Origin of the sequence: Allobosea sp. OK403 (assembly GCF_900113835.1) — a bacterium.
Classification (GTDB): domain Bacteria; phylum Pseudomonadota; class Alphaproteobacteria; order Rhizobiales; family Beijerinckiaceae; genus Allobosea.
Genome location: NZ_FOQV01000001.1, coordinates 658,966 through 672,735 on the forward strand (window position 1 = coordinate 658,966; position 13,770 = coordinate 672,735).

A 13,770-nucleotide genomic window follows, 5' to 3' on the forward strand; every position below is an offset into this window, starting at 1 on the left:
CTAGATTGCTTCGTCGCTGCGCTTCTCGCAATGACGGTTGGGTCTGAACACAAAAGTTGAACGGAGCAGACATATGCTGGATGACAAGCGGTCGCATGGGCTGTGGGAGCTGTCCGCGCCGCCTCCGCCGCCGACCGCCGCCCTGACCGGCGCCGTCTCGGCCGATGTGGTCGTCGTCGGCGCGGGTTATACCGGGCTGTCGGCGGCCCTGCATCTCGCCAAGGCGGGCAGGTCGGTTATCGTGCTCGAAGCCGTCGAGATCGGCTTCGGCGCGTCCGGCCGCAATTCCGGCTTCGTCAATGCCGGCCTCTGGGTCATGCCCGACGACCTGATCGCGACGCTCGGCCCGGTCTATGGCAACCGCCTGATCGGGCTGCTCGGCGAGGCGCCGCGCGAGGTCTTCGCTCTGGCGGAACGCTATGGCATGCAATGTCAGGCCGACCACCGCGGGACCTATCACTGCGCTGTCGGCGCCAGCGGCCTGAAGCAGCTTCAGGCGCGCCAAGCGCAGTGGAGCCGTCTTGGCGCAAAGGTCGAACTTCTGAGCGCCAGCGACACGCAGTCCAGGACCGGGGCCACCGGCTATACCGGCTCGCTGTTCGACCCCCGCGCCGGCACGATCCAGCCGCTCGCCTATGCACGCGGCCTGGCGAGCGCCGCGATGACGGAGGGCGCCACCATCCACACCGGCAGCGCGGTGACGTCCTTCGACCGCATTGGCGATGTCTGGCAGGTCAAGACCGCCGGCGGCAGCGTCAGTGCCGATTGGCTCATCCTGGCGACGGACGCGTATTCGACCGGGACGACCTCCGCCATCCGCGAGGAGCAGGTCCATCTGCCCTATTTCCATGTCTCGACCGCGCCGCTGAGCCATAATCTCCGCAAGACCATCATGCCGAATGGCGGCGCGGGCTGGGACACCAAGACCATCCTGAGCGGCTTCAGGCTCGATGCGGAGGGGCGGCTGATCGTCGGCAGCGTCGGCGCGCTGCGCGGGACCGGGCTCAGCGTTCATCGCGCCTGGATCAAGCGGCATATCCGCAAGCTGTTTCCGCAACTCGGCGAATTCGAGCTCGAAACGGAATGGTACGGCAAGATCGGCATGACGCCGGATCACCTGCCGAGGCTGCACAGCTTCGGCCCGAACGCGATCGGCTTCAACGGCTACAACGGACGCGGCATCGCGCCAGGTACGGTCTTCGGACGCGAGCTCGCCCGCCTCATACTCGGCGAAATCGAGCTCGAAGGCATGCCGCTGCCGGTGTCCGAGGTCGCCATGCCAGCTTTCCGCGCCGTGAAGGAGGCCTATTATGAGGTCGGTGCGCAAGTGGCGCATCTTCCGATCGCGCCAGCATGACGCGCTTGGCAGGCAGCTGAAGAAGTGGCTGACCGGATCGTCTTGGAGATGATTCACTCTGTCTGCGGCAGGAGCAGGGTCTGACGATGCGCGGACAAGAGCATCGGTCGGATAGCCTGTTCAGCTACGTGCACCTGGAAGAACAGGTTCCTCCGGATCATCCACTGCGAGCGATCCGGGCTTTGGCGGATGAGGTGCTAGCGGGCCTGAACAGTCTCTTCGAGGCGCTGTATTCGGCAATGGGCCGGCAAAGACCATCTAAACCAAGAGTCAGAACAGACTTCTTCAGCAGCCTGCTAGCGCCCGCTGAAGCGACTGTTCAGCCGCCGCTCCATCAATTGACCTGAAAGAGACATCAGCAGGCACCAGACGAAGAACAGCATCGCGGCGAAGACATAGGCCTCTGTGGAGAGCCCCAACCAAGCAGGATCCTTGACCGACTGGGCGGCCACTCCGGTGAGGTCGAACAGGCCGACGATCGAGACCAGCGAGGTATCCTTGAACAGGTCGACCATGATGTTGACGATGCCGGGAACGGCGATACGCATCGCTTGCGGCAGCAGGATCAGGAGAGCGACTTGCGGCTTCCTCAACCCCAGAGCCGCTGCAGCCTCCGTCTGGCCCGTCGGAATATCCTGGAGCGCGCCCCGGAACACTTCCGCCATATAGGCCGAGGTAAACAGCACCAGCACGATCATCGCCCGCATCAGATTATCGACTGAGACGCCTTTGGGCAGGAAGAGCGGCAGCATCACCACCCCCATGAACAGCACGGCCAGCAGCGGCACCGCGCGCCAGAATTCGATGAAGACCGTCGCGGCCCAGGAGATGGTCCGGCTTTTCGACAGCCGGGCGAAGGCGAGCGCGATGCCGGCGGGAATCGAGACCAGCACAGCGACAAAGGCCAGAACGAGATTGAGCATCAGCCCGCCCCATTCAGAGGTCCGCACCGGGACGAGCCCGAGGATGCCACCGGCGAGCAGCACGGCGCCGACGGGGACGCTCGCCATCAGCATCAGCAGCCACCGACCCTTACGCCGTTCGTCGAGCACGCAGCCGGCGAGGCTCGCGACGACGACGGCGAGAGCGAGATGGACCCGCCATTCCTGTTCGGCTGGATAATTGCCGTAGAGAAAGAGCTTCAGCTTGGCGCCGACAAAGGCCCAGCAGGCGCCGCCCGCCGCGCAGCCGGTCTTGCTCTGCGCGATCCAGGTCGCTCCAGAGAGCGCCCAGCTCCAGAGCTGCGGCACGATCCAGGCGAGCAGCGCGAGCATGACCGCCGTCACGAGGCTGTTGAACCAGGAGCCGAACAGCGCCTTGAATGAGAGCCTCATCGTCTTCATCGCCCGGGGATCTCCAATCGACGGTTCCAGGCGTTCATGAGCGAGGCGAGGATCAGATTGAGTCCGACATAGATCGTCAGGATCATCAGCATGATCTCCACGCTGCGGCCGGTCTGATTCATGATCGAGCGCGCGAATACCTGCACAACTTCGGGGAAGGCCACGGCGGCACCGAGCGTGGTCGCTTTGACGACGTTGAGATATTGGTTGGTCAATGGTGGAATCATCGCGCGCAAGGCCTGCGGCAGGATGACCAGGAACATCTCTTGGTGCCATTTCAACCCGAGGCTGGCTGCCGCCTCGCGCTGGCCCTTGGCGACGCCGCCGATGGTAGAACGCACGATCTCGGCGATGAAGGCCGAGACATAGACCGAGACGCCGATCCAGACGGCGAGAAGCTCTGGCGTCAGCAGCCAGCCGCCGCTGAAGCCGAAGCCGCGCAGAACCGGTCGGTTCCAGGACGCGGCGAAGGCGAAGAACAGGGTTGCCAGCGCGGCGGCCAGGAGCGCCGCAGGCACGCGCTGGCGCCATTGAGCGCGCAGGAGGGCAAGGACGCTCAGGGCTGCGACCGGCCACACCGCCCAGCTCCAGCCCCATTCGGGCACGGGCACGAACAGCCCGCGCACGTTGAGATAAATGTCAGGCCCCAGCACGATGCTGGCGCGGGCAGGCGGCAGAAGCTGCAATGCGCCGATATAGAGGAAGATGATCTGCGTCAGCAGGGGTACGTTGCGCACGCACTCGATCCCCGCATAGGACGCGCCCGAGGCGAGCGGATTGCCCGAGAGCCGCATCAGCCCGAGCAGCAGGCCGAGCGCACTGGCGAGCAGGATCGCGATCGCTGCGGTGAAGAGCGTGTTCACCAGCGCGACGAGCAGCGCGTAGCCGTGGCTCTGGCCGAGCTGCCAGGGCAGGATGTGGAACGAGATATCGACGCCGAACGGATCGTGCAGGAAATCGAAGCTGAAATGCATGCCGCGCTGGGCCATGTTCTCGGCGACGTTGTGGCCGAGCCAGGCGAGGAAGAGGGCCAGCGCGACGACGCCGGCGAGCTTGAGCGCAAAGCGCCGCGAGGGACGCCACGGCGCCCCCGCTCCGATATCCTGCACGAGCGCCATCTCAGCGGAAGGGCAGCGGGTAGTGCAGCCCGCCATGGCTGTAGAGGTTGTTCTGGCCGCGCGGCAACTGCAGCCCCTTGGCACCGAAATGCATGTCGTAGAGTTCGCCGTAATTTCCGACTGCCTTGATGACGCGTACGACCCACTCGTCATCGAGGCCGATCATCTTGGCGAGCCCGGCATCGAGGCCAAGGAAGCGCCGGATCGCCGGCTTGGTGCTGGTCCGGAAGCTCTCGATATTGTCGCGGGTGATCTCGTATTCCTCGGCAGTCTTCAAGGCGGCATCGACCCAGTAGACGATGTCGCGCCAACGATCGTCGCCGCTGCGTACATAGGGGCCGAGCGGCTCCTTGCTGAGATTGTCGGGCAGGATCATCCAATCATCGACCTTCTGCATGGTCGAGCGCACGGCGGCGAGGCTGCCGGTGTCGTCGCTATAGCCGTCGCAGCGGCCGGCTTCAGCGGCTTTCGCTGCCTCCTCGGATTTGTCGAAGGTCAGCGTGGCGATCTTGATGTTGTTGGCGCGCGCGAAGTCGCCGATGTTCAACTCCAGGCTGGAGCCGGCGAGGGTGCAGATCGTGGCGCCGTTCATCTCCGCCGCCTTGGCGACATTCAGGCTCTTGCGCACCATGAAGCTCTGCCCGGCATAGAAATTGACTGCTGTAGGCTGCAGGCTCAGCGAGGCGTTGCGCGAGAAGGTGTGCGTGCTGTCACGGATCAGCACGTCGATGTCGCCCGATTGCAGCAAGGTGAAGCGTGTGGGCGTGGTAGTGGGCACGAAGCGCACCTTCTCGACATCACCGAGCAACGCAGCTGCGATGGCCCGGCAATAATCGACATCGAGCCCCTGCCATTTGCGGGCGCCGTCCTGATAGGCGAAGCCTGGAATGCCGGTGTCGATGCCGCAATTGAGCTGGCCGCGCTGCTTGATCGCGGCGGCCGTCGGGCCCGGAGCCGGCAGCGCGCCCTGAGCCTGCGCCGACGTCGCTGCGAAACCCGTCGCGCATAATGCGAGCAGGACGCCGCTGATACGAGCCTTGGTGATCCATTTCGATCGCATCGTCATTCCCCTGTTCTGCATCGGTTTGATGGTTCCGATGTCGATAAGTCAGCTAAGCGCGTCCGGTCGATCGGCCCAAGTCGCGTTCTGCGACCGTGCCGTCGCGAGGTGCGATGCCTGCCGATCGGCGCGTTCAATAGCCCCGTTCCGGGGGCGCCAGATTGGGAGGGCGCCCGTCAGTGAGGTAGGCGTCGAGGCTCTCCAGGAAGAACGCGGCCGAGCGCGATTTCCAATCCGAGACGCTGTCGGACATATGCGGCGTGATCGTCAGGTTCGGGACGCTCCAGAGCGGACTATCCTGCGGGAGCGGCTCTTGTGCGAATACGTCGAGGATCGCGGCGCGGAGATGGCCCCTGGCCAGGAGCCGGGCCAGCGCCGCCTCGTCGACGATGCCGCCGCGCGCGGTGTTGACCAGGATCGTGCCGTGCTTGAGGCGTTCCAGCATGGCCGCATCGAACAGCCACGTCGTTTCTTGCGTCAGCGGAAGATGGAGCGAGACGAAATCGACACTGCCGATGATGTCAGCAAGCTCGCTCGTGGCCAGAACCGTATCGAGATGGGGCGCCGGTGTGGGGTGCGCACGGATGCCGATCGTCTTCATGCCGAAGGCTTTGGCCCGCTCGGCGACCGTCATGCCGATCCGCCCGAGCCCGACGATCAGTAGCGTCTTGCCCTTGACGCCGGTCCAGCCTGTCGCCTCCCAGTGGTGGGCGACTTGCCGGCGCGCATAATCGCCGAAGCCGATATTGGCGGACAGGATTGCGCCGATGACATACTCCGCCATGAAATCGCTGAGCACGCCGGCCGAATTCGAGACCATGAGACGTGCGTTGTCCCAAGGCGCGAGATGGTCGAGCCCGACCCCGGCATAATGCAGCCAACGCAAGCCCGGCGTCGCCAGCATTGGCGCCGTCGTCGCGCCCCTGAAGCCCGGCATCTTGTACTGGAAGACGACCTCCGGACGGTGGTGCGTCAGCGCTTCGGGGAGATCGCCCGGTCGCGACGCGACCGCGACCCGTTCGCCGCCGCGATGCAGGATGGATGCGAGATGGTCGCCTGGCGCCGGGTCGATCACCAGGATGCGCGGAGTGGCTGCCGGCTCAGCCAAAATAGCTGTCGCCATAGATCAGCTCGACTTCCTTGTTGGCGGTCGAGTTGCCGTCGACCGGCTTGCCATGAATGTCCAGGCGCTCGAGCACATCACCGTCATGGCCCTTGTCGGAGCCCACGCGCAGCATGACCAGCGGCTCTCCTTCCCCGGCCTTGAACCAATAAAGCGCCGTATCGGGCAGGAACACGCCCTCATGCTTGCCGACGACGCGCATCTCGTCATTGGGGCCATGGAATTCCGCCGTGCCCTGCAGCACGACGAAGACATGATCCTCGTTGGGATGCCGATGCAAACCGTTCTCGCCGGCCTGGGCATAGGTCTTGAGTACGACCGACATCGTGTCGCTCGCCGCCATCAGCGTGTCGGCCCGCCCCTGGACTGGGAGCCGGGTACGCAGCTTGAAAAAGGTCGGCCCCTTGGTTTTGGCCAGTTCGGCCATCTGCCCGTGCATATCCGCCGTGGTGTTGGCCGTCGCCTTCATGGCTTGGTCGGTCATTGGGTGCTCCTATGATGCCTGAGTGAGTTGCGCGATGACGGCGTCGCCCATTTCGCGCGTGCCGAGGACGCGCGCGCCAGGCTCGGCGATGTCGGCGGTGCGCAGGCCCTGCGCCAGAACTTTGCGCACGGCCTGTTCGATCCGGTCGGCATCGGCCGTCAGCCCGAAGCTGAAACGCAGCATCATTGCTGCCGAAAGAATGGTGGCGAGCGGGTTTGCGATGTTCCGGCCCGCGAGATCGGGCGCGCAACCATGGACCGGCTCGTAGAGGCCCTTGCGGCCGATACCGAGCGAAGCCGACGGCAGCATGCCGATCGAGCCGGTCAGCATCGCCGCCTCGTCGGAGAGGATATCGCCGAAGAGATTGCTGGTGACGATGACGTCGAAGTCCCTGGGTGAGCGCACGAGCGTCATCGCAGCGGCGTCGATGTAGAGATGCGAAAGCTCGACATCGGGGAATTCTGCGGAGACCTCGATCACGACCTGGCGCCAGAGTTCGCCGGTTTCGAGCACATTGGCCTTGTCGACCGAGCAGAGCTTGCCGCGCCGCGAGCGCGCGGCCTCGAAGCCGACCCGCGCGATCCGAGCGATCTCGCGCTCGTCATAGCGCATGGTGTTGAAGCTTTCGCGGCCATGCGGGCCGGTCCTGTCGCCACGCGGTTCGCCGAAATAGATGTCGCCGGTCAACTCGCGCAGGATCAGGAGGTCGAGCCCTTCGATCACGTCCGGTCGCAAGGTCGAGGCCCCGATCAACTCAGGGAATAGCCGGATCGGGCGGAAGTTGGCGAAGAGTTCGAGCTCCGTGCGCAGCGAGAGGAGCGCGTCGCCCGGGCGTAGGCCACGCGGCAGCGTCTCGTATTGGAAGCCGCCCTCGGCGCCGAACAGGATCGCATCGCTCGCCTTGACGAGCGCCAGCGTCTCCGGCGGCAGCGGATGGCCCGTTGCCTCATAGGCCGCCCCGCCGACGAGCGCCTGCGTGAAGGCGAAGGGCCGCTGCGGACTTTCAATGGCGCGCAGAACCTTGAGCGCTTCAGCGACGACCTCGGGGCCAATCCCGTCCCCGGGCAATACGGCGATCTTCATGATGTCTGGCCTTTTCGGCGCGCCCGAGGCAGCGCGATTATGGGAATGCTGCGGTTCGTCTCAGAGCCAGGCGCTGTGAGCACGCCGTAGCTCCTCGAAGGTGGAGATCTCGTCGGCAAGGCCGAGCGTGAAAGCGATCTCATCCTGACCCGTCAGCAGGAGCTGGCGGTTGAAGTCGTCGATCGCGAAGGGGAGGTCCGGCTGCCCAGAGCGCGAAACCCTGAGGTTTTGCAGGTCAATGGCCAGTCGCGTCGAGGGATCAGCCTCGCAAGCGGCGAAGAGCGCTTCGATCTCCATGCCCGGCAGCACGACCGGCAGCAGGCCGTTCTTCAAGGCGTTGGCGTAGAAGATGTCGCCGAAGCTGGGCGCCACCACCGCACGGAAGCCGTAATCGAAGACCGCATAGACCGCCTGTTCGCGCGAGGAACCGCAGCCGAAATTCTCGCCCGCGATGAGGATGCGGGCGTCCCGATGGGCTGGGTTGTTGACGATATAGTCGGGCCTTTCGGCGCCGACCGCATCGAAGCGCAGGTCATGGAAGAAATAGCGGCCAAACCCGTCGGCGCGCGGCTTCTGCATAAAGCGCGAGGGCAGGATGCGGTCTGTGTCGATATTGGCGCCGCGCATTGGCAGCGCCCGGGCTTCCAGTCGCTCGAACGGTTCCATCTCAGGCGCTCCATGCAAAGGAGCGCGGCGCAGGCTGCTGCCGAATATCGGTCAGGCAACCGTTGACCGCGGCGGACGCGGCCATCGCGGGACTCAGCAGGTGGGTTCGCGCACCCGGTCCCTGCCGGTTGACGAAGTTGCGGTTGGTCGTCGCGGCGCAACGCTGGCCTGCTGGTACGGCATCGCCATTGATCGCGATGCACATCGAGCAGCCCGCCTCACGCCAGGCGAAACCAGCCTCCTTGAAGATTCGGTCGAGCCCCTCGGCCTCGGCCTGCCGCTTCACCAGTCCCGAGCCGGGCACGACGAAGCTCGGCACGACCACCTTGCGGCCGGCGATGACGGCTGCGGCTTCGCGCAGATCCTCGATGCGACCATTGGTGCAGGAGCCGATGAAAACGCAGTCGACCGGCAGTCCCGACAGCCGCATGCCAGGCGACAGGCCCATATAGGCAAGTGCGCGCCGCGCATGCTCACGCCGCACCAGATCGACGATCAGATCAGGGTCGGGCACCAACTCGTCAATGCCGATCGCATCCTCCGGCGTCGTGCCCCATGTCACCATCGGGCTGAGAGCGGAGGCATCGAGCGCGACCTCGCGATCGAAGCGGGCCTGCGGATCCGAGGCGAGACGGCGCCAGGCGGCGGCGGCTTTGTCGAACAGGACCCCTTTGGGGGCAAAAGGGCGATCGGCGAGATAGGCAATCGTCGTCTCGTCGGGCGCGATCATGCCGCCCCGCGCCCCGGCCTCGATCGACATGTTGCAGACCGTCATGCGGCCTTCCATCGACATCCGCGCAATGGCACCGCCGGCATATTCGATGACATGGCCGGCCGCGCCGCCGACGCCGATCCTGCCGATGATGGCCAGGATCAGGTCCTTGGCGCAGACGCCGGGGCTGAGCGTGCCCTCGATGCGGATACGCATGGTTCCGGGCCGGCGCTGCCACAGGCTCTGGGTCGCCACGACATGACTCAGTTCGGAGAATCCGATGCCGAAGGCGAAGGCGCCGAAGGCGCCATGCGTCGAGGTATGACTGTCCGCGCAGACGATCGTGCTGCCGGGCAAAGTCAGGCCCTGCTCCGGCCCCATTACATGAACGATGCCCTGGCGCGGATCATCAAGACCAAACAGCGTCATGCCCGTCCTAGCCGCCGTACGCTCCAGCGTCTCGACCATGCCGCGTCGCTCCGCATCGTCATCGGCATCGAAGCGGCGTTTCGTCGTGGGGATGTAGTGATCCGGAGTGCCGAAGCTGCGCTCCGGCCGCCGCATTGGGACGCCGCGATCAAGCACCGAGGGAAAGACATCGGGAAGGATATCGTCGGCGACATAGAGGCGATCGACATAAAGCAGCGTCTGGCCGTCGCCACGCTGTGTGACGACATGGTCGTTCCAGACTTTGTCGAACAAGGTGAGCGATGGGGCCATGGACGCCACGAGCCTGCAGTCTGGGTTGCCTGCCTCGCCGCCGGGCCGGATGATCCGGGACCGGTTGCGAGGTCGAGGCGAAGACTAGAGGCGGGGCAGGATGGGGGAAGTCGCCTCTCGTGAGGCGGGGATCGCGTCTTGCGATGGCTCGTCTCGCGATGGTTCGCCTTGCCCGGCCTTGGAGATCAGGTGCTGCAGCAGCAGGCGGGCAGCATGGGGCAGGCTCGCGGGGTCTCGTGTGCAGATCTTGTGTTGACGTATCGCCCAGGGCTCGTCGAGCGCGATCGCTCGGATATTGATCGAGTTGACGATGCGCCGTGCGAAGAGCTCCGGCACGACGCCGACGCCCAGCCCTGCCTCGACCATGCGGCACATCGCATCGAAACTGCCGACCCTGATGCGTCCCCTGATCGAGCGCCCCATGGTCGAGGCTGCACGCAGCAACAGCAATTCGATCGAACTGCCCCGTTCCTGCTCGATCAGGTCATGCTCGAGCACGTCCGCGAGCTTCAGAGAGGGCCTGCCGGCAAGCTCGTGCTCTGTCGGCACGACCACCAACAACCTGTCGCGGTGATAGGGGTGGACCGTCAGGTCTGCGGTCGGGAGATGTCCGGCGAAGAGGCCGATATCCGCGGCGCTCTCGGCGACCGCCCTGATGATATCGGGGCTGACCTTGGCCTCGAACTCGACCCGGATCTGGGGATGCAAGGCCAGAAATTCCGCCAGTTCCTCGGGCAGATAGCCAAAGATAGTGGAATCATTGGCGAAAACCCGGACATGACCGCGCACGCCGGACGAGTGGTCGAAGACCTCGCTCTCCAACTGCGCCAGATCGCGCAGGATGACACGCGAATGATGCAGGAAGACCCGGCCGGCGGGCGTGGCATCGACTCCCTTGTGATGGCGCTTGATGAGCGGCACGCCGACGGCGTGTTCGAGATCGGAAATGCGCTTGCTGACGGCGGAAGCGGCGATGTTCTCGCGTTCGGCCGCCTTGGCGATGCTCTGCTCCTCGATGATGGTGATGAAGAGCTTCAGGGTCAGCAGGTCGATGCGCGCCAGCAGGCCGCGCCCTGGCAGGACAGGCAGCGCGGCTTCTGCCGTGACTGGGGAAACGGGAACCGTTCTGCGCGATCTGTCGAAGCGATCAGCCATCTGCGCATTGTCCTCCCGGCGCTTGGCTATCGTTGGAGCCGATAACCGCTCCTGAGTCATATAAATTCATGATCCGAGTCCATTTTCTGGACTGCTGGAAGGTAGAGTTTTCCAGCCTTTGTCACGATGGCGGGCCGGCATAAGCCTCTTTCTCTTCCGTCGGACGGCAGTGCCTGGACATGGCTTTCATCCTTCGAAAGCCGGGGTTGCCGGTCAATTGCATCGCTTCAAACTATCTGCCTTGAGGGGCGTATCCAGCTGTCGGATGAATTTGAAGCGGCCTGCGAGCGGGGGCGTCCGAGATCGGTATTCGCCGGCCAAATGGCACCATCGCATAAAGCATAGCTGCACCGATTGCTGCGCCTGCCCATTCGTCACACTCTGATTCTGCGGGAAGCCGGTCAACTGGGGATGCTCCAGCCGATCTTTCTCGCGGCGCCGCTGGCCGAGGCTCGGTTCTTGCTGGCGGCAGAATGGGACTGCGGAGAGGTTTTCAATGTCCGATGGAGAGGCAATGCAGAATGACGCGACAGCGAGCGATCGAGGGATCTTTGTGTGGATCGCCCCAATGGCTGGACACAGCCTTGTTCGCGAAGCGATGAGCCGGCTGCGATGACGTATTCGATTGCCGGCATGTGCCAACGGACAGGCATGTTCGGTCTTGCGGTCACGACATCGTCGATTGCCGTGGGAAGCCGCTGCCCCTTTGCGAAAGCCGGTGTCGGGGCCGTTCTGACCCAGCATTGCACGGATCCCCGGCTGGGGCCGCGAGGCATAGCTCTGCTCGAGGAGGGCAAGACGGCGGCGGAGGTCATCGCCATCCTCACGGATGCCGGGCCCGAGATCGAGCACCGGCAGCTCGCGATCATCGACAGGCACGGTGGCACGGCCTGGTTCCATGGCAAGCGCATCCTGTCGACCCATCACGCCTCTGAGGCCGCCGGTTGTGTCGCAATCGGGAACATCATCCGCACGCCCTCCGTCATCAGCGCGATGACCGAGACCTTCGCAAGCCTTCCAGAGTCCCATCTCGGTGAAAGGCTGATGGCGGCGCTGGAGGCCGGGTACGAGGCGGGTGGAGAGCTGAAGCAGGAGAAGTCCGCCGCCTTGCTCGTCGTCCACAAGGAAACCTTCCCGCTGGTCGATCTGCGGGTCGATTACGACCGGGCCGCGATCTCCCAGCTGCGCTTCCTTTGGGAGAACTACACGCCTGTCATGGCCTCCTATATCGAGCGCGCGCTCGATCCCGAAGCCTCGAAATACTGGGTCAAGTGAGCCGCGTCGCCTTCCCCTGATTAAAGTGCTTTCGAGCGAAGAGGGCCCCGGTCCGCGCGAAGAAAGCACATCAAAACAAATACATAGGGCGCCTGAGCGATCCGATCGGATCGGAAACTGCTCCAGGACGATCATTCCACGCCGCATCTGTGAAGGAGAACAGCCGTGACGATCCTCTCCCGCCGTGATCTTGTCGCGGGTGCCGGCGCTGCCGCCTTGCTCGGCCCCATGCCCGCCCGCGCTCAAGGCGCCAATATTGCGCGTATCGCCATGGCCGGTTCGATCCGGACGCTCGACCCCACCATGACCAGCAGTGCCGACGAGTACATCTACGACGTGCTCGTCTTCAACGGCCTGGTCCGGATCAAGGAAGACATGACGATCGCCCCCGACCTAGCGGAAAGCTGGAGCTGGGACGCGAGCCTGAAGTCCTGCACCTTCAAGCTGAAACCGGGCGTGAAGTTCCATAACGGACGCGAAATGACTTCCGCCGACGTGGTCGCCACCTTCCGCCGCATCATCGACCCGGCTACCGGCGCGATTGCCCGTAATACCTTCGAAATGATCGAGGCGATCGAGGCGAGCGACCCGCTTACCGTCACCTTCACGCTGAAATATCCCTATGCCGGCTTCGTCGACATCCTCGGCGACCGCCAGGCCAAGATCGTCCCGGCAGACGCCATCGAGACCATGGCGACCCAGCCCATAGGGACGGGTCCGTTCCGGTTCCGCAGTCACACGCCCGGCGACCGGATCGTGCTGGTGCGTCACGACGACTATTTCGAGAAGGGCCTGCCCAAGCTCGCCGGCGTCGAGCTGCGCATGATGCCCGAGATGAGCTCACGGTTGAATGCGCTCAAGGCGGGAGACATCGATATCGTCTGGGAGCTGAACCCAGAGGATATCAAGGTGCTGCGCGAGAACCCCAATTTGCGGGTCGAAAGCGTCACCTCTGCATCCTGGGATACGGCGGTGATGAACAACACCATCGCGCCGTTCAACGATGTGCGTGTCCGCAAGGCTTTCCATCTGGCCGTGGACAAGCGCGACGTGATCGATCTGACGCTCTTTGGCGAAGGGGCGCCGGTTCACAGCCCGATCGCGCCGTCGAGCGCGGCTTTTGCAACTGATCTACCGATCGCCAAATCCGATCCGGCGGCGGCGCGAAAGCTGTTGCGCGAGGCCGGTTATCCCAACGGCGTCAAGGTTCCGCTGGTCATTCCGGTCGGCCGCGCCACACGCGAACGGCTTGGCGTCACGCTGCAGCAGCTTGCCCGTCCCGGCGGCTTCGACATCGAGATCCAGCGCGTACCGGCGGCACGCTATCTGGCGGAGGTGTCCGGCAAGGCGCCGCTCTATGTCGACGGCTATCTGGCGCGCCCGACGCTCGATACGGCGACTTATTCCTTCCTCCACTCGACCGGCGTCTTCAACAATCTGCTCTGGCACTACAACAATCCAGACGTCGACAAGACGCTGGAGGCGGCGCGAAAAGCCATCGACCCCGTCCAGCAGCGCGAGCACTATGTCCAGCTGCAGCGCCTGCTCTACGACAATCCGCCCGGCTTCTTCGCTTATGCGGTGAATTTCGGCTGCGCCTATCGTAGCGCCCTGAAGGGCGTCACCGCCCATCCGATGCGCTGGTTCGATCTGCGCAACGCAAGCTTCGCCTGA

Annotated in this window: 12 protein-coding genes and 1 pseudogene; 4 read left to right on the forward strand and 9 right to left on the reverse strand. The window is 64.4% G+C overall.

Translation table 11 applies throughout. The annotated features are described in order from the left end of the window. Positions 1 to 73: 73 nt before the first annotated feature. Together BMZ97_RS02795 and BMZ97_RS02800 are read left to right on the forward strand one after the other, a co-directional pair. Complete coding sequence (locus BMZ97_RS02795; protein ID WP_092165233.1) at positions 74 to 1,357, forward strand: NAD(P)/FAD-dependent oxidoreductase; 1,284 nt, start codon at positions 74 to 76, stop codon at positions 1,355 to 1,357. Between the two features lie 86 nt (positions 1,358 to 1,443). Beyond that, positions 1,444 to 1,623, forward strand: a pseudogene (locus BMZ97_RS02800) (IS5/IS1182 family transposase); the annotation flags it as partial. Between the two features lie 30 nt (positions 1,624 to 1,653). Here BMZ97_RS02800 and BMZ97_RS02805 read toward each other — a convergent pair. The 9 genes from BMZ97_RS02805 to BMZ97_RS02845 form a co-directional block, all read right to left on the reverse strand. Then, positions 1,654 to 2,700 carry an amino acid ABC transporter permease gene (locus BMZ97_RS02805; protein WP_092165235.1) on the reverse strand — a complete coding sequence of 349 codons (1,047 nt, stop codon included), beginning with the start codon at positions 2,698 to 2,700 and terminating at the stop codon, positions 1,654 to 1,656. Next, on the reverse strand, positions 2,697 to 3,809 hold the full coding sequence (locus tag BMZ97_RS02810; protein ID WP_175525408.1) for an ABC transporter permease subunit: 1,113 nt from the start codon (positions 3,807 to 3,809) through the stop codon (positions 2,697 to 2,699). Before BMZ97_RS02810 ends, BMZ97_RS02805 begins: the two co-directional genes overlap by 4 nt. Positions 3,810 to 3,819: 10 nt before the next feature. Further along, entirely contained in the window at positions 3,820 to 4,884 is a 1,065-nt protein-coding gene (locus BMZ97_RS02815; protein ID WP_210188202.1) for an amino acid ABC transporter substrate-binding protein, read from the reverse strand. A 127-nt stretch (positions 4,885 to 5,011) separates the two neighbouring features. After that, entirely contained in the window at positions 5,012 to 6,001 is a 990-nt protein-coding gene (locus BMZ97_RS02820; protein ID WP_092165238.1) for a D-2-hydroxyacid dehydrogenase, read from the reverse strand. Then, positions 5,979 to 6,485 (reverse strand): cupin domain-containing protein, encoded by a 507-nt coding sequence (locus BMZ97_RS02825; RefSeq protein WP_210188203.1) that lies wholly within the window; start codon positions 6,483 to 6,485, stop codon positions 5,979 to 5,981. The genes BMZ97_RS02820 and BMZ97_RS02825 overlap by 23 nt, the downstream gene beginning before the upstream one ends. A gap of 9 nt (positions 6,486 to 6,494) precedes the next feature. Further along, on the reverse strand, positions 6,495 to 7,568 hold the full coding sequence (gene leuB, locus BMZ97_RS02830; protein ID WP_092165239.1) for a 3-isopropylmalate dehydrogenase: 1,074 nt from the start codon (positions 7,566 to 7,568) through the stop codon (positions 6,495 to 6,497). A gap of 60 nt (positions 7,569 to 7,628) precedes the next feature. Continuing rightward, positions 7,629 to 8,234 carry a 3-isopropylmalate dehydratase small subunit gene (gene leuD / locus BMZ97_RS02835; protein WP_092165240.1) on the reverse strand — a complete coding sequence of 202 codons (606 nt, stop codon included), beginning with the start codon at positions 8,232 to 8,234 and terminating at the stop codon, positions 7,629 to 7,631. A 1-nt stretch (position 8,235) separates the two neighbouring features. Then, on the reverse strand, positions 8,236 to 9,666 hold the full coding sequence (leuC, locus tag BMZ97_RS02840; protein ID WP_092165241.1) for a 3-isopropylmalate dehydratase large subunit: 1,431 nt from the start codon (positions 9,664 to 9,666) through the stop codon (positions 8,236 to 8,238). 84 nt (positions 9,667 to 9,750) lie between these two features. Then, on the reverse strand, positions 9,751 to 10,821 hold the full coding sequence (locus BMZ97_RS02845) for a LysR substrate-binding domain-containing protein (RefSeq protein WP_092165242.1): 1,071 nt from the start codon (positions 10,819 to 10,821) through the stop codon (positions 9,751 to 9,753). Between the two features lie 612 nt (positions 10,822 to 11,433). Here BMZ97_RS02845 and BMZ97_RS02850 point away from each other — a divergent pair. Then, positions 11,434 to 12,096 carry a DUF1028 domain-containing protein gene (locus BMZ97_RS02850; RefSeq protein ID WP_092165243.1) on the forward strand — a complete coding sequence of 221 codons (663 nt, stop codon included), beginning with the start codon at positions 11,434 to 11,436 and terminating at the stop codon, positions 12,094 to 12,096. Between the two features lie 165 nt (positions 12,097 to 12,261). Next, positions 12,262 to 13,770 (forward strand): ABC transporter substrate-binding protein, encoded by a 1,509-nt coding sequence (locus tag BMZ97_RS02855; protein WP_092165244.1) that lies wholly within the window; start codon positions 12,262 to 12,264, stop codon positions 13,768 to 13,770.

Excerpts from the sequence above, each read along its gene's own strand:
- BMZ97_RS02845 (WP_092165242.1), bottom strand. The coding sequence starts at position 10,821 with ATGGCTGATCGCTTCGACAGATCGCGCAGAACGGTTCCCGTTTCCCCA.
- BMZ97_RS02825 (WP_210188203.1), bottom strand. The coding sequence starts at position 6,485 with ATGACCGACCAAGCCATGAAGGCGACGGCCAACACCACGGCGGATATG.
- BMZ97_RS02795 (WP_092165233.1), top strand. The coding sequence starts at position 74 with ATGCTGGATGACAAGCGGTCGCATGGGCTGTGGGAGCTGTCCGCGCCG.
- leuC (WP_092165241.1), bottom strand. The coding sequence starts at position 9,666 with ATGGCCCCATCGCTCACCTTGTTCGACAAAGTCTGGAACGACCATGTC.
- leuB (WP_092165239.1), bottom strand. The coding sequence starts at position 7,568 with ATGAAGATCGCCGTATTGCCCGGGGACGGGATTGGCCCCGAGGTCGTC.
- BMZ97_RS02850 (WP_092165243.1), top strand. The coding sequence starts at position 11,434 with ATGACGTATTCGATTGCCGGCATGTGCCAACGGACAGGCATGTTCGGT.
- BMZ97_RS02815 (WP_210188202.1), bottom strand. The coding sequence starts at position 4,884 with ATGACGATGCGATCGAAATGGATCACCAAGGCTCGTATCAGCGGCGTC.
- BMZ97_RS02820 (WP_092165238.1), bottom strand. The coding sequence starts at position 6,001 with ATGGCGACAGCTATTTTGGCTGAGCCGGCAGCCACTCCGCGCATCCTG.
- BMZ97_RS02805 (WP_092165235.1), bottom strand. The coding sequence starts at position 2,700 with ATGAAGACGATGAGGCTCTCATTCAAGGCGCTGTTCGGCTCCTGGTTC.
- leuD (WP_092165240.1), bottom strand. The coding sequence starts at position 8,234 with ATGGAACCGTTCGAGCGACTGGAAGCCCGGGCGCTGCCAATGCGCGGC.